At 66.5% G+C, this 14,062-nt stretch carries 13 protein-coding genes; 6 read left to right on the top strand and 7 right to left on the bottom strand.

The features are described 5' to 3' along the window. Positions 1 to 16: 16 nt before the first annotated feature. From creD to sdhC, 4 genes are all read right to left on the bottom strand, one after another. Positions 17 to 1,402: a cell envelope integrity protein CreD gene (gene creD / locus Q0R27_RS06045; RefSeq protein WP_293942267.1), complete on the bottom strand. Its 1,386-nt coding sequence runs from the start codon at positions 1,400 to 1,402 to the stop codon at positions 17 to 19. A gap of 135 nt (positions 1,403 to 1,537) precedes the next feature. Then, positions 1,538 to 3,340, bottom strand: a complete 1,803-nt coding sequence (sdhA, locus tag Q0R27_RS06040) for a succinate dehydrogenase flavoprotein subunit (protein WP_293942264.1) — start codon at positions 3,338 to 3,340, stop codon at positions 1,538 to 1,540. Next, entirely contained in the window at positions 3,337 to 3,732 is a 396-nt protein-coding gene (gene sdhD / locus Q0R27_RS06035) for a succinate dehydrogenase, hydrophobic membrane anchor protein (protein WP_293942261.1), read from the bottom strand. Before sdhD ends, sdhA begins: the two co-directional genes overlap by 4 nt. Further along, positions 3,732 to 4,136, bottom strand: a complete 405-nt coding sequence (sdhC, locus tag Q0R27_RS06030; protein WP_293942258.1) for a succinate dehydrogenase, cytochrome b556 subunit — start codon at positions 4,134 to 4,136, stop codon at positions 3,732 to 3,734. The genes sdhD and sdhC overlap by 1 nt, the downstream gene beginning before the upstream one ends. Before the next feature lie 141 nt (positions 4,137 to 4,277). Between sdhC and Q0R27_RS06025 the strand changes: the two genes are divergently transcribed. The 6 genes from Q0R27_RS06025 to Q0R27_RS06000 all read left to right on the top strand — a co-directional run bounded on the left by Q0R27_RS06025 (position 4,278) and on the right by Q0R27_RS06000 (position 9,622). Continuing rightward, on the top strand, positions 4,278 to 5,621 hold the full coding sequence (locus Q0R27_RS06025) for a methyl-accepting chemotaxis protein (RefSeq protein ID WP_293942255.1): 1,344 nt from the start codon (positions 4,278 to 4,280) through the stop codon (positions 5,619 to 5,621). 36 nt (positions 5,622 to 5,657) lie between these two features. Beyond that, a complete protein-coding gene (locus Q0R27_RS06020; RefSeq protein WP_293942252.1) occupies positions 5,658 to 6,362 on the top strand; it encodes an SDR family oxidoreductase in 705 nt (234 codons plus the stop codon). Beyond that, positions 6,359 to 7,261, top strand: a complete 903-nt coding sequence (locus Q0R27_RS06015; RefSeq protein WP_293942248.1) for a 50S ribosomal protein L11 methyltransferase — start codon at positions 6,359 to 6,361, stop codon at positions 7,259 to 7,261. The genes Q0R27_RS06020 and Q0R27_RS06015 overlap by 4 nt, the downstream gene beginning before the upstream one ends. Before the next feature lie 114 nt (positions 7,262 to 7,375). Next, positions 7,376 to 8,077, top strand: a complete 702-nt coding sequence (locus tag Q0R27_RS06010; RefSeq protein ID WP_293942245.1) for a hypothetical protein — start codon at positions 7,376 to 7,378, stop codon at positions 8,075 to 8,077. 133 nt (positions 8,078 to 8,210) lie between these two features. Next, positions 8,211 to 9,014: a hypothetical protein gene (locus tag Q0R27_RS06005; RefSeq protein WP_293942242.1), complete on the top strand. Its 804-nt coding sequence runs from the start codon at positions 8,211 to 8,213 to the stop codon at positions 9,012 to 9,014. An 83-nt stretch (positions 9,015 to 9,097) separates the two neighbouring features. Continuing rightward, on the top strand, positions 9,098 to 9,622 hold the full coding sequence (locus Q0R27_RS06000) for a 2,4'-dihydroxyacetophenone dioxygenase family protein (RefSeq protein ID WP_293942240.1): 525 nt from the start codon (positions 9,098 to 9,100) through the stop codon (positions 9,620 to 9,622). Position 9,623: 1 nt separating this feature from the next. On the opposite strand, the gene ligA is transcribed toward Q0R27_RS06000, so the two are convergent. Genes ligA through recN form a run of 3 tightly spaced genes read right to left on the bottom strand, consistent with a single transcriptional unit; the run spans position 9,624 to position 13,995 of the window. Beyond that, a complete protein-coding gene (gene ligA, locus Q0R27_RS05995; protein ID WP_293942238.1) occupies positions 9,624 to 11,648 on the bottom strand; it encodes an NAD-dependent DNA ligase LigA in 2,025 nt (674 codons plus the stop codon). Continuing rightward, positions 11,645 to 12,346, bottom strand: a complete 702-nt coding sequence (locus tag Q0R27_RS05990) for a dienelactone hydrolase family protein (protein ID WP_293942236.1) — start codon at positions 12,344 to 12,346, stop codon at positions 11,645 to 11,647. The genes ligA and Q0R27_RS05990 overlap by 4 nt, the downstream gene beginning before the upstream one ends. Next, positions 12,343 to 13,995 (bottom strand): DNA repair protein RecN, encoded by a 1,653-nt coding sequence (gene recN / locus Q0R27_RS05985; protein ID WP_293942234.1) that lies wholly within the window; start codon positions 13,993 to 13,995, stop codon positions 12,343 to 12,345. Before recN ends, Q0R27_RS05990 begins: the two co-directional genes overlap by 4 nt. Positions 13,996 to 14,062: the final 67 nt, after the last annotated feature.

The raw sequence follows: 14,062 nt of genomic DNA, 5'->3' as shown, positions 1-14,062 counted from the left end.
CAGGAGAGCGGCTTAGCTAGGCCTCTCGGTCGGCGCCACCCTCTTGCGAATTGGCCTGTTGCGATCCGGCCCAGTCGAGCCGCCGGGTGACGTACATCGTCCCCGCCAGCGCCGCGAAGAGGAGGATCGAGCCGATCAGCAACGAATAGGCCTCGAGGCTGAGCAGCACGTAAAGCACCGCGTAGAGCGCGGCGAGGATCGCGCCGATTACCGCCGCGCGGCGCCAGCTCTTGAGCACCGCCGCTGAGTAAGCGGTATTGAGCCCGGTGATCGCCGCCGCGGCCAGAAGGTAGGCGGGCGAAAAGCCGATAACCTCGGCGAAGGCGAGCAGCAGGACGAAGAATAGGACGAGTCCGGCACCGGCGAGCAGATACTCGATCGTCGCAACGCGCACCCCGCCGATGATGTCGAACAGCAAATAGGCAAGGAAGGTGAAGCCGACGAACAGGAAGCCGTATTTGGTCGCGCGGTTGACCTGCGAGTAGAGGTCGACCGGTTCGACCAACTGGATCGAGGCGAGCTGCGCGTCCTGGCTCGGGTCGGCGCCCGGGGCAATCTTGCCGGGGCCTTCTTGCTCGGTGCCCTCGACGAACAGCAAGGGGCGGCCGAGCGCGAGATTGCCGATGCGGTAGCCGGCGTCGAACCCGGTCTCGTCGAGCCTGCGCGATTCGGGGAGGAAGCCGCCGCCGAAGCTGGGGTTGGTCCACGGCGATGTCACCCGCCACGCGGTGTCACCGGCGCGCGGCGCGAGCGCGATCGAGCCGTTGCCGCGAAGGGAAAAGCGAAAGTCGACGGCGAGCTTCGCCGAGCTGGTCTTGGTGAGGTCGATCGGCGCGTAGAATCCCGACGGGATAAGGCTGGTGCCGCCGCCAGGGCCGAGCGGGAGGAGCTGGCCGCCTACCCTGATCTGCGGATTTGCCGAGAGGCCGCGCGCGTCTGAAATGCCGAAGCGAAGCTCGGCGCGCGCAAGTTGGAGGCTGCCGGACTGGACGCCGAGCGAGGTGAGGTCGGTGGGCAGCTCGAACAGTGCGCGTCCGCTGGTCACCGCGCGATAGATGACTACATCGTAGATCGAGCGCGAGCGGCGTTCGGGAAGCAGCGTCGACGCGGCATCGATCCCGCTCGGAGCAAGAACGAGACGGCGGTCGATCGTCGCGGTGCGGGTGACGGCTTGCCCGTTAACCTGTTCGGAGGTGTTGACCGTTTGCTTGAACGGGATCGACAGCTCGGGCCCGGCGATGACCTGCGCCCCGCCCCACCCCGCCGCGATCGACGTACGCGCCTGGGCCGATTGCGACTGGCGGTCATAGACGAGCAGCCAGACCGAGAAGATCGGGATGGCGAGGAGGAAACCAACCAGCAGGGCACGGAGGAACTTGCGGCTCGGGGTGGGCTCGTTCATCGGTTCATCGCTCCTGATGCACAATTCGTCGTAGTCAAAGCGCGGTCCGCCGTCAAATCGATCCGATTCGCAACTACGAAAAAGCCCGCCGCGGCGATGCCGGGCGGGCCAGTTTTCGTTGGTGCGATTTGGCGTTCAGTACACCCGCGCCTTGGGCTTGATATACTCAACCTCGTCGGTCAGCGTGTATTCGTGGACCGGGCGGTAATCGATCTTGACCGATCCCCCCTCGCCGCCCCAGCCGTCGAACCAGGCGATGGTGTGCTTCATCCAATTGGCGTCGTCGCGCTGGGCGAAGTCCTCGTGCATGTGTGCGCCGCGGCTTTCCTTGCGGTTGGCGGCGCAGTGCATCGTGACGACCGATTGGCTCAACATATTGTCGAGTTCGAGCGTTTCGATGAGGTCGCTGTTCCAGATCAGGCTGCGGTCGCTGACCTGCACGTCCTGCATCCGCCGGTAGACCGCGTCGATCTTGGCCACGCCTTCATCGAGCGTCTTTTCGGTGCGGAACACGGCGCAGTCGGCCTGCATCGTGCGCTGCATCTCGCTGCGGATCGCGGCGGTCTTGGTCTCGCCGTGGGCGTGGCGGAACTTGTCGAGCCGGGCGAGCGCGAGGTCGGCACTGTCCTTGGCGAGCAGTTTCTGCGCGGCCTGCGGCTTGATCACCTCGGCGAGGCGGTGCCCGGCGGCGCGGCCGAAAACGACGAGGTCGATGAGGCTGTTCGAGCCGAGACGGTTGGCGCCGTGGACCGAGACGCATGCCGCTTCGCCGACCGCGAACAGCCCAGGAACGACGCTGTCGGGCTCGCCGTCCTTGAGCGTTACAACCTCGCCGTGGAAGTTCGTCGGGATGCCGCCCATGTTGTAATGGACCGTCGGGGTGACCGGGATCGGCTGGCGGGTCAGGTCGACACCGGCGAAGATCTTCGCCGTTTCCGAGATGCCCGGAAGCCGCTCGGCGAGGATCTTGGGATCGATATGGTCGAGGTGGAGGAAGATATGATCCTTATGCTCGCCGACGCCACGCCCTTCGCGGATTTCCATCGCCATCGAGCGTGACACGACGTCGCGGCTGGCAAGGTCCTTCGCCGACGGTGCATAGCGCTCCATGAACCGCTCGCCCTCGGAGTTGGTGAGGTAGCCCCCCTCTCCGCGCGCGCCTTCGGTTATCAGCACACCCGCGCCATAGATGCCGGTCGGGTGGAACTGGACAAACTCCATGTCCTGCAGCGGCAGGCCGGCGCGTAGCACCATCGCATTGCCGTCACCGGTGCAGGTGTGCGCGGAGGTCGCCGAGAAATAGCAGCGGCCGTAACCACCGGTGGCGAGCACCACTGACTGCGACCGGAACCGGTGGATCGACCCGTCGTCGAGGCACATCGCGATCAGGCCGCGGCACACGCCGTCCTCCATGATCAGGTCGAGCGCAAAATATTCGATGAAGAAGTCCGCGTCGTACTTCAGGCTCTGCTGGTAGAGCGTGTGGAGCATGGCGTGGCCAGTGCGGTCGGCGGCGGCGCAGGTGCGCTGCGCGGCTGGGCCCTCGCCCATGTTCTGGGTCATACCGCCGAACGCGCGCTGGTAGATCTTGCCCTCGTCAGTGCGGCTGAATGGCAGGCCGGCATGCTCAAGCTCGTAAACCGCGGCGGGCGCCTCGCGGCACAAATATTCGATCGCGTCCTGGTCGCCGAGCCAGTCGCTGCCCTTGACCGTGTCATACATGTGCCAAGTCCAGTGGTCGGGCCCCATGTTGCCGAGGCTGGCGGCGATCCCGCCCTGCGCCGCGACGGTGTGGCTGCGCGTCGGGAAGACCTTCGTGATGCAGGCGGTCTTAAGCCCGGCCTCGGCCGAGCCCATCGTTGCACGCAGCCCGGCACCACCGGCGCCGACGACGACGACGTCGTAGACATGGTCGATAATCTTGTAAGCTTCAGTCATGCATCGGCTCCGAACGCAATTTTCGCCAGCGCGAACAAGGCGAACGACGCCCCGCCAACCGCGGCAAACAGAAGTACGATGTTGCAGGCGACGCGGTTGCCTTCGTCATGCACATAATCGTCGACGACGACCTTCAGCCCCTCGAGCCCGTGGATGAAAGAGAGGATCACGAATAGCGCCATCGGCACTGCGCCCAACGGCGAGCGGAGCCATTCGGTGAGCGTGCGAAGGTCGAGGCTCGGCAGCCACAGCAGCGAGGCGAGCAGCCACACCGAGAGCAGGACCATCGCGACCGAGCCAATCTGTTCGTTCATCCAGTGCCCGCCGCCCGAGCGCGCCGCACCCAATCCGCGGACCTTGCCGAGGGGCGTGCTGCTGTCGCCGATGCTCATCACTTGGCTCCCAGGAGAGTGGCCCACAGCGCCACGGTCGCGATCAGCGATGCGACGATGGTGGCGATTGCCGTGTTTTTGCTGGTCTTGAGTTCGAACCCCGCGCCGATGTCCATGACGAGGTGGCGGAGCCCTGAAAAGCTGTGCTGGAAGAAGGCCCAGCTAAGCCCGATCAGGACCAGCAGCCCAAGCGGGCTGGTCGCGACTGCAGAGAAGGTCGCATAAGCCTCTGGCCCCGCGGCAATCGCGATCAGCCACCAGCAAAGCAGCGCCATCCCGGCGATGGTCAGCGCCGCGCCGGTCACACGGTGGAGGATCGAGACCAGCATGTGCGGCCCCCAGCGCCAGATGCTGAGATGCGGCGACAGGGGCCGGGAGGGATTGCGCGAAGCCGATGGGGGCATGGGAGGTCTGCCTGAGACGGAATGAAGATGCCGCGCCCGCTTAGGCAGCGAGAGCGGGGTATGCAAGATTCGACCGGAGCTAACCGCCCCTTAACCATTCACGGAGCAAGAACGAGCAAGACGCGAAGCAGAGGGAAAATCATGACGGCCAATCGCCAGAGCCAAACGACGCCTTATGACCTGGCGCGCGGTCTGCGCATGTTCGCTCAGTCGGACGACCTGCCGGAGCGTGCGGCCGAATTGTGGCCTGTGATCGATAGCGGTGCGATCGCGATCGCACGCGGTTTCTGGCAGCGGTATCGTAAATCGGACGAGGTCAAGCAGCCGATCGACGATGCGCAGGTCGAGACCCTGGCGCAGCGGATCATGCCCTACATTCGCGAAAAATATCAACGGCTGGCCCACGGCGAATGGATTGAACAGGCCAAAGAATATGTCGATCGCGGCATTACAGCAGGGGTCAGCCTGTCGACGCTGATGACCGGCATCGACGGCGAGACCGACGCAGCGCTCCTGTTGATGCGCGCAGCGGTTCAAGAGCCCGAAGTCCAGATTCGATACTCGGAGACCATCAACGCCGTCCACATGCTCGAGATCGACGTATTCATTCATCACTGCCTTGCGCGGATGAACGCAGATCACGGCGAATTTCAATCGCGCCAGGCGAGCGAATTCAATCAGAAGGTGCTCGGCGTCGTCCAGCGGTGCACCACCGAAAGCGACCAGCTCCGCAATCAGGCGTCGCAGACCAGCTCGTCCGCTCGCGGCATGCTCGGCAAGACCAGCGAAGTCGCCGCCGCTGCCGAACAGTCAGCCATTGCGATGCGCGAGGCGGCGCAGACCGCCGCCGGGCTGATCCGCGCGATCGAGGATGCGCGAACAGAGGTCGAAGTCGCGGCCGGGGTTGCCACGCGCGCCGGAAGCCAGGCCGAACAAGCGGTCAAGGTCAGCGAAGCGCTGTCGGGGCACGTCGTCGCGATCGAATCGATCCTCGGTCTCATTCGCGACATTGCCGCGCAGACCAACCTGCTCGCGTTGAACGCGACAATCGAGGCTGCGCGCGCCGGCGACGCGGGCCGCGGGTTCGCGGTCGTCGCGCAGGAAGTGAAGAGCCTCGCCAGCCAGACCGCGCGAGCGACCGACGACATCACGACCAAGATCACCGCGATCCAACTGGCGACCCGCCAGACGGTCGAGGCCAATGGCTCGATCCAGTCGACCGTGGGCGAGGTCCAGCATTCGGCCGACCGCATCCGCCAGGCGATGGAGTTGCAGGCGCAGACGGTGACGATGATCACCGCCGCCGTCGACGAGACCGCGCTCGCCGCCGACTCGATGAGTTCGACCATCGCGGCGATCCGCTCGGATACCGAGAATGTCGCGCGCGATATCGACGCAGTCGAGCAGGGCTTCGGCCGCTTCGCCGAGGACATCGCCGACTTCCGCTCTACCACCAGCGAATTCGTGGCGAAGTTCGCGGCCTGACTTTTCTCCCGCCCGGCCAGCGGCTAAGCGGGGCAGATGAATATTCTCCTCACCGGCGCTAGCCGCGGCATCGGCGCCGCCACTCTCTCCACCCTTCGCGACGCGGGGCACCGCGTGGTCGGCCATTCGACCGCGGGCAGCGATGACCTCGTCGCCGCCGACTTCACCAACCCCGCCGCGCCACGCGGCTTGTGGGAGACGGCGCTGGCCGAACTCGGCGGGCGGATCGATGTACTGGTAAACAACGCGGGCATCTTCGAGGACATATCCGACGACGCCGACGACGAGACATGGCACGCCTCTTGGGGCAGGACGCTCGGGATCAATCTCCAGGCGAGTGCTGACCTCTGCCGACTGGCAATCGGCCATTTCCGCGAAGGAGCGAGCGGCGGGCGGATAGTCAACATCGCCAGTCGCGCCGCCTATCGCGGCGATTCGCCCAGGCACTGGCACTATGCCGCGTCGAAGGCCGGCATGGTCGGCATGACCAAGTCGATCGCCCGGGGCTACGCGAGCGAGGGTATCCTCGCATTCGCGGTGTGCCCAGGATTCGTCATGACCGGCATGGCCGAGGAATATCTGTCGGGCCGCGGCGGCGAGCAGGTCCTTGCCGACATTCCGCTCGGTCGTGTCGCCGAACCGGCCGAAATAGCCGAAGTCATCCGCTGGCTGGCGAGCGACGCTCCGGCAAGCTCGACCGGCGCGGTGATCGACGTCAACGGGGCAAGTTTCGTCCGTTGAGCTGGCGCGTTACGCTGCACTGCACGCGCACCGAGGCCGAGGCGCTGCCCGAGAGCGAGGAACTGTTCCCTTTCTCCGACTCACCGCCGGTGATCGTTGCCGATGAGCCCGATCCGCACGCGCCCGACGACTGGCGGCTCTTCGCCTATTTCACCGAGCAGCCGACGACGCGGGAGCTGATCCTGCTGCGCCGCCTTGCCGCGGGTAGCGAGCCCGAGCTGACCCATCTCGGCGAAGACGACTGGGTGACGATCAGTCAGGCCGGACTTGAACCGATCCGCGCCGGGCGGTTCTTCGTCCACACCCCGACGCACCGCGACGACGTCCCCGACGGCGCGACAGCGTTCGAGATCGACGCCGGGCTGGCGTTCGGAACGGGGCAGCATGACACTACTGCGGGGTGCCTGAGGGCTTTGGAAACCTTGGCCAGCAGAAGCTTCGCCAACATCGCCGATATCGGCACCGGCACCGGCCTGCTCGCCTTCGCCGCGCTCGCGCTGTGGCCGCAAGCCAAGGCCATCGCCACCGACATTGACCCGATCTCGATCGACGTCAGCCAAGACAATGCCGCGATCAACGGGGTCAGGATCGGCCACGGTCCCGGCGCGCTGCTCCTCGCCGTCGCCAATGGGATGGACCACCCAATCCTCACCGCCCGCGCCCCGTTCGACCTGCTCATCGCCAACATCCTCGCCGGCCCGCTGATTGACCTCGCGCCCGCCTTCGCGGCAAGCGTGACGCCCGGAGCAACGCTGATCCTCGCCGGGCTGCTCGACACGCAGGCCAACGCGGTGATTGCAGCTTATGCGGCACAGGGCATGGAGGTGGTCGAACGCGGCGACGGTGAATGGTGCGTGCTGGTGCTCAAAGCCGCCCAGCGCGGCGTTGCGGCCTCCTAGCAACCGCTAACAGAACCAGGAGGCGGCCTGAGCCTCCCCTTTCGGTCGAGTTATTCAATCCATGCTATCGTGTCCGCGACGGACGCACAGATGCGCCGAGTCGGGGAGAGCGAGATGAAAAAACTTTATCATGCGGTCGCGGTAGCGTTGCTGGTGACGCCAACGCTCGCGCTTTCGCAGGAGCAGGCCGAACGGATCGGGATCAAGCAGAAAGCATGGCTGCCCGCCAATTTCCGCACCGGCCTTAGCGATTGCGCGATCGTTCCGCTAAAGACAGGCTTCGCCTTGGCGGGCACCGGCGCGGCATCGTTCGATGACAGCGACGGTGACGGCCTCGACTTTTCGATTGCGACCGTGGCAGGCGCGGTCCCCACCGTCACGGCATTGGCCATCAAGACCAAGGGCACGGGTGCGCAACGCCAGCGCGCGATGGACAGTGTGTGCGACGCAAAAGCTTCGCCCGATGGCAGCGCCAGCAGCGCCTCCAGTCCCGCCTGTGCTGTCTCGGGCAGCCCCGACGCGCCCGCGGTTCGCTTCGTCGTTCCGCTTTCCACGTGGAGCGATACCGCGTCGGCCAAATCCTATGTTGGCACCGTTACCATCGTCAAACGCGCGGCGGACGCCGCCGTCATTGCCCATTTCCTGTCGAAAAAGGGGTATGATTATTATCAGGCAAAGAGCCAACTGAGCGCACGCGCAAGCATGGCGCAGCCGATCGAGATGACAGTGGTCGCGGCGTGCGACACCTCAGGGCTTTCGGCCAAGGCGGGCCAGCCGGTGGCACACTACGACTTGGCGGTTAGCAAGAAGGTGTAGCTGGCCCGGAGAACCGAATCTGACCGAGCAATAATTCACCGGTCGTCCGCCTTGCCCCATCAAGCGGATGGCCGGGAGCGTTGATGGCGCGGGCAATTTCCTCTACGGCTTTCGCGGAAACTTGGGGGCTTTAATGGCAACGCTGACAATTCATCCGCGCACATCGTCGATCGGCGACGAGCGGTTCTTCCTGCGCGGCGCGATCGCGATGACGCTGCTCATATTCGCCGGCTTCTCGACCCATCTGGCGATGGGGCGCTCGACCTTTGCCTCTCCGCCGCTGGTCCATGCCCACGCGGTCGTGTTCATGGGCTGGGTCGTGCTCTACCTCCTTCAGAACATGTTCGTCGCGACCGGCAAGATGGCGCTCCATCGCCGCCTCGGCTGGATCGCGACCGGCTGGATCGTGGCGATGGTCGTTCTCGGCTGCTGGGTGACCGTGGCGATGGTCCGCCGCGGCCAGGTGCCATTCTTCTTCCGTCCAGTACATTTCCTCGTATTCGACCCGCTCTCGCTCTTCGCTTTTGCCGGATTGACGAGCGCCGCGATCGTCATGCGCCGCCGCACTGACTGGCATCGCCGGCTGCATTTCTGCGCCATGTCGATGTTGCTCGGGCCCGGTTTCGGGCGGCTGTTGCCGATGCCTTTCTTACCGCCATTCGCGTGGGAAGTGACGTTCGCCGCGTCGCTGTTGTTCCCTCTGGCCGGCGTCGTCGCCGATGTTCGGCGCAGCGGACACGTTCATCCCGCATGGCGTTGGGGAATCGGGACGATGATCGGCACGCTGCTGCTGATCGAGCTAATCACCTTCAGCCCCGTTGGCGGAGCGATTTATGGGGCCGTCACGCGCGGCTCACCCGGCGCGGCAGTTGCCGGGATGGAATTCCCGCCGCCGCCGGCAGGTCCGCTAATCACCGGCCGAGACGCGGGCCGCTAGCCTCGGCGAGTGGACAATTGAGGCCCGGCAACGCAGGTTGACCTCGCCTGCGCGACAGGCGTCCTCGCAGATGGAGACCCCCGATGCCCTCAGCCGTCTTCAGCAACATGACCGACGGCCTCGCTCCGGCAGACCGCAACCGCGACCACTTCCTCGCCAATCTCGACTTCGGGGATGGCCCACACTGGACGCCCTATGCCGAGGGGGTATGGGTGCAACCGGCCTGTTTCAACGTCACCTCGGGCGGGTTCACCGTCCTGCTCAAGGGCCTGCCCGGCGCGCAGCTCGGGGTTCATTATCACACCGGGACGGTCCGCGGCTTCACGCTCAAGGGCAATTGGCGCTACCTCGAACATGACTGGATTGCCGGGCCGGGCAGCTTTATTTTCGAGCCAGCGGGCGAGGCGCATACGCTCGTGATCACCGAGGATTCGCCCGAACCGGCACTGATCCTGTTCATCATCGACGGCGCGCTGGTCTATCTCGACAAGCCGGTCGAGGGCACGATGGCCGCGTTCGAGGACGTCTTCACCGCGCTCGACATGTTCCGTACCCATTATCGCGCGGCCGGGTTGGACGAGGCTGCATTAATCGCGATGATTCGCTGACCTAACTCGCGGCGACTATCGCTTCCCACGCGGCCTCGTCGATGACGTGGACGCCGAGCTCTGCTGCCTTCTTGAGCTTCGATCCGGCGCCGGGGCCCGCGACGACCAGATCCGTCTTCGCGCTGACCGATCCGGCGGTGCGCGCGCCGAGGCGCTCGGCCTGGGCCTTGGCCTCGTCGCGGCTCATGCGTTCGAGCGTGCCGGTGAAGACGATCGTTTTGCCGGTCCAGTCGGTTGTGCGAGCGGTCGAGACGAAGGCGGCGGGCCGGGCGAGCCCGAGCAGGTCGGCGAGCGCGTCGCGATTGTGGGGCTCGTGGAAGAAATCGGTGAGCGCCTCGGCGACGACCGGGCCGACGCCTTCGACCGCCGACAGTTCAGCTTGGGCGTCATCACCGATCGCCGCGGCCTGCAGCGCCTCGATCGTGCCGAACGCCCTCATCAAGTCCTTGGCGGTGACCGCGCCGACGTGGCGGATGCCGAGCCCGAACAAGAACCGTGCCGGGTCGAAGCCGATTCGCGCGTCGATCGCGGCGAGGAGATTATCGACCGACTTCGCCTGCCAGCCCTCTCGCCCGACCAGTTCATCGCGGTGCTTCTTCAGGCGGAAGATGTCGGCCGGGGAGTCGAGCCAGCCATAGCCGGCGAATTCGACGATGCTCTTTTCGCCCAGCCCGTCGATGTCCATCGCGCCACGTGAGACGAAATGCTTCAATCGTTCGATCCGCTGTGCCGGGCAGATCAGCCCGCCGGTGCAACGGACATCGACCTCGCCCTCTTCGCCAACGGCTTCGGACCCGCATTCCGGGCAATGGTCGGGGAAGGCGTAAGGCGCGCGCAGGTCGTCGCGGGTCAAATTCTCGACCACTTGCGGGATGACATCCCCTGCCCGCTGGATCCGCACCCGGTCGCCGATGCGCAAGCCTAGCCGCACGATCTCGTCGCGGTTGTGCAGGGTGACGTTGGCAACGATCACCCCGCCCACGCCGACCGGGATCAACCGGCCTACCGGAGTCAGCTTGCCGGTGCGCCCGACCTGGATGTCGATCGCTTCGAGCGTCGTTTCGGCGCGCTCGGCGGGGAATTTATGCGCGAGGCCCCAGCGCGGGGCGCGGGCGACCTGGCCCAGCCGATCCTGCCAGTCGAGCCGGTCGACCTTGTAGACCACCCCGTCTATGTCGAACGGGAGGTCGGCGCGGGCGTGCTCGATCGCGGCGTAATGCGCTAGGGCGTCGTCGAGGGTACCGACACGGATCAGCAGCGCGCTGACCGGAAAGCCAAGCGCAGCGAGGCGGGCCATCGCCTGGGACTGGGTCTTGGCGAGGGGTTCGGAGACTTCGCCCCAGCCGTGGGCAAGGAAGCGCAGCGGGCGGGAGGCGGTGACGCCCGGGTCCTTCTGGCGGAGTGAGCCGGCAGCGGCGTTGCGCGGATTGGCGAAGATTTTTCCGCCAGAAGCTAACTGGCGCTCGTTGAGCGCGGCGAAGTCGACCTTGGCCATATAAACCTCGCCACGGACTTCGAGGACGGCCGGCGCGCCCGCAAGCGATTGCGGAATGTCGGGAATGGTGCGGACGTTGGCGGTAACGTCTTCGCCGATTTGGCCGTCGCCGCGCGTTGCCGCGAAGACCAGTTCGCCCTGCACGAAGCGGAGCGAGCAGGACAGGCCGTCGATCTTGGGCTCGGCGGTAAGCGCCACGTCGGCGTCGGGCGCAAGGCTGAGGAAGCGGCGGACGCGGGCGACGAACTCGGCCACTTCCTCGGGCGCGAAGGCATTTTCGAGGCTGAGCATCGGGCGCGCGTGGGGCACTTTGGCAAGGCTCGAGCTCGGCGTCGCCCCCACGCCACGCGACGGAGAATTGGCGCGAACGAGGTGCGGAAAATCGGCCTCGAGCGCGGCATTTTCGCGCACCAGCACGTCATAGTCCGCGTCGGAAATCGCCGGCGCGTCCTGGTCGTGATAGAGGCGGTTGTGGCGGGCGATCGCCTTCGCCAGCCGCATCAACCGGTTCGCGGCGTCGGCTTCGTTCATGCGAAAGCTTCGGCCAGCAACAGCTCCAGCGACGCCCAGCTGCGCTTCGCGGCGAGCGAATTATAGGCCACCCCGGCGATGCCGATCTCGGCCGCGTGGGGATTGGTGAAGCCGTGGGCGACATGGCCGTAACCGTGGATTTGCCAGTCGGCGCCGGTTTCGGTCAGCTCCTTCGCCAGGGCGACGACCGCGTCGGGCGTGACCATCGGGTCGTCCCAGCCGTGATAGGCGACGACCTTGCCGCCAATCGGGTGCGGCGGCAGGCCGGGCGGGTCGAACAGGCCGTGGAAGCTCGCCGTCGCGGCAAGCCGGGCGCCCGCGCGGGCAAGGTCGAGCGCGCACAGCCCGCCGAAGCAATAGCCGATGACCGCAACCCTTGACGCGTCGACACCCGGCTGCGCGACCATCGCGGCGAACAGCGCCTCGACGCGGCGACGGAGTGCGGCACGGTCGCCCTTGAGGCGGCCGAGCTCGGCGAACATCCGATCGCGCGGCGCGCCTCTGGTCGACGTACCGAACAGGTCACCGATCATCGCGCCATAGCCGAGCGCATTGAGCGCTTTCGCGAATTCGCGCTCGAGGTCGCTGACCCCCATCACCGTCGGGAAAATCAGCACTGCCGGGCGGGCCACGCCGTCGACCGGATACCACGGGCTGGCGAGCTCCTCGCCGTCGAAATCAATCGTCACGTCGGTCATGCTGCCTCCAGTAAACGCGCAGCCTGGGCGCGGGCTTCTTCGGTGATCGCGGCGCCCGACAGCATGCGCGCGATTTCCTCGCGGCGTTCATCGGGGTCAAGCTTGCGGACGGTGGTGCGGGCGCCGTCGGGGCCGGTCGTCTTCTCGATGCGGTAGTGGTGGGCGGCGCGGGCGGCGACTTGGGGGCTGTGGGTGACAACGAGCAGTTGCGAGCGTGTTGCGAGTCGCGACAATCGCTCGCCGATGGCGCTGGCGACAGCCCCGCCGACGCCGCGGTCGACCTCGTCGAAGATCATGGTCTCCGCCCCGCCCGCCTCGGCCAGCGCGACCTTTAGGGCGAGGATGAAGCGCGACAGTTCACCGCCCGACGCGATGCGGGTAAGCGGGCCGAACGGAGCGCCGGGGTTGGTCGAGACCGTGAACTCGACCGTGGTCGCGCCGCTCGGGCCGGGATCTGCGGCGGAAACTACAGTTTGAAAGCGGGCGGCGTCTAGTTTCAGCGGGGCAAGCTCGCCGGCGACGGCTTCGTCGAGCCTGACGGCGGCGGCGGCGCGGGCCGCGTGGAGGGTGGCGCTCGCCTCGTCATAGGCGGCGCGGGCGGCGGCGAGTGACTGTTCGAGGTGGCGCAATTGCTCTTCGCCGGCGTCGATCGCGGCGAGGCGCGCGCGCATGTCGTCGCTCAGCGCGGCGAGCGCGTCGGCCTCGACGCGGTGCTTGCGAGCCATCGCGCGGATGTCGAACAGGCGGGCTTCGGTCGCATCGAGGCGGGCGGGGTCGAACGCCATCGCCTCGGCGGCGCGGGCGATGCGATCTTCGGCCTCGCTCGCCTCGATCACCGCACGGTCGAGTGAGGCCAGTGCTTCGGCGAGCAACGGGTGGTCGGCCGCCCCGCGCTCGATCTTGCGCGCGGCGCTACGCAGGCTGGCGAGCGCACCGTCGGAGCCGCCGAGCAGTTCGTCGATCCCGGTCAGCGACTCCCCTGCCCGCGCGCCCGCCTGCATCAGTGCGCGCTGCTGCGACAATTCGGTTTCTTCCCCGGGCTGGGGGGCGAGTTTGGCGATTTCCTCGGATGCGTGGGCGAGCCAGTCACGATCGCGCTGGGCTTCCTCGATCGCGCGGCGTTCCTCGGCGAGGCGGCGTTCGAGCGCGGTGACATGACCCCATGCGCTCGCCACGTCGGCGTTCGAAAGCTTGCCGAAATTGTCGAGCAGCGCGCGGTGGCCGCGGGGATTGAGCAGGCCGCGGTCGTCGTGCTGACCGTGGATTTCGATGACCAGTGCGCCCACATCGCGCAGCGTCGCGGCGGGGACGCTCATCCCGCCAACGAAGGCGCGGCTGCCGCCGTCGGCCTTGACCGTGCGGCGCAGCACGAGCGGTTCGCCCGGTTCGACCTCGATCCCCTGTTCGGCAAGGAGCGCCAAGGCGGGATGGCCGGCTGGCAGCATCAGTTCGGCGGAAACGGTCGCGCCGTCCTGCCCGGCGCGGACCAGTCCGCTGTCGGCCCGCGCGCCTAGAGCGAGGCCAAGCGAATCGAGGAGGATCGACTTGCCCGCCCCCGTCTCGCCGGTGAGGACTCCGAGTCCCGGTTCGAACTCAAGCTCAAGCCGGTCGATCAGCACCACGTCGCGAATGGCGAGCTGGCCGAGCATGTTAGCTTTTGCTCCGCATTCGCGGAGACGGTACCGGCCCGCACCGCGTCACAGTCGGAATGTCCGG

It is taken from the genome of Sphingomonas sp., from assembly GCF_025362505.1.
Classification (GTDB): Bacteria; Pseudomonadota; Alphaproteobacteria; order Sphingomonadales; family Sphingomonadaceae; genus Sphingomicrobium.
Note: the sequence above shows the minus strand (reverse complement) of the source record. Positions and strands in the feature narration are given on the sequence as shown.

Bases quoted from the DNA above. Each gene is read 5' to 3' on its own strand.
- creD (WP_293942267.1), bottom strand. From the start codon at position 1,402: ATGAACGAGCCCACCCCGAGCCGCAAGTTCCTCCGTGCCCTGCTGGTT.
- sdhA (WP_293942264.1), bottom strand. From the start codon at position 3,340: ATGACTGAAGCTTACAAGATTATCGACCATGTCTACGACGTCGTCGTC.
- sdhD (WP_293942261.1), bottom strand. From the start codon at position 3,732: ATGAGCATCGGCGACAGCAGCACGCCCCTCGGCAAGGTCCGCGGATTG.
- sdhC (WP_293942258.1), bottom strand. From the start codon at position 4,136: ATGCCCCCATCGGCTTCGCGCAATCCCTCCCGGCCCCTGTCGCCGCAT.
- Q0R27_RS06025 (WP_293942255.1), top strand. From the start codon at position 4,278: ATGACGGCCAATCGCCAGAGCCAAACGACGCCTTATGACCTGGCGCGC.
- Q0R27_RS06020 (WP_293942252.1), top strand. From the start codon at position 5,658: ATGAATATTCTCCTCACCGGCGCTAGCCGCGGCATCGGCGCCGCCACT.
- Q0R27_RS06010 (WP_293942245.1), top strand. From the start codon at position 7,376: ATGAAAAAACTTTATCATGCGGTCGCGGTAGCGTTGCTGGTGACGCCA.
- Q0R27_RS06005 (WP_293942242.1), top strand. From the start codon at position 8,211: ATGGCAACGCTGACAATTCATCCGCGCACATCGTCGATCGGCGACGAG.
- Q0R27_RS06000 (WP_293942240.1), top strand. From the start codon at position 9,098: ATGCCCTCAGCCGTCTTCAGCAACATGACCGACGGCCTCGCTCCGGCA.
- ligA (WP_293942238.1), bottom strand. From the start codon at position 11,648: ATGAACGAAGCCGACGCCGCGAACCGGTTGATGCGGCTGGCGAAGGCG.
- Q0R27_RS05990 (WP_293942236.1), bottom strand. From the start codon at position 12,346: ATGACCGACGTGACGATTGATTTCGACGGCGAGGAGCTCGCCAGCCCG.
- recN (WP_293942234.1), bottom strand. From the start codon at position 13,995: ATGCTCGGCCAGCTCGCCATTCGCGACGTGGTGCTGATCGACCGGCTT.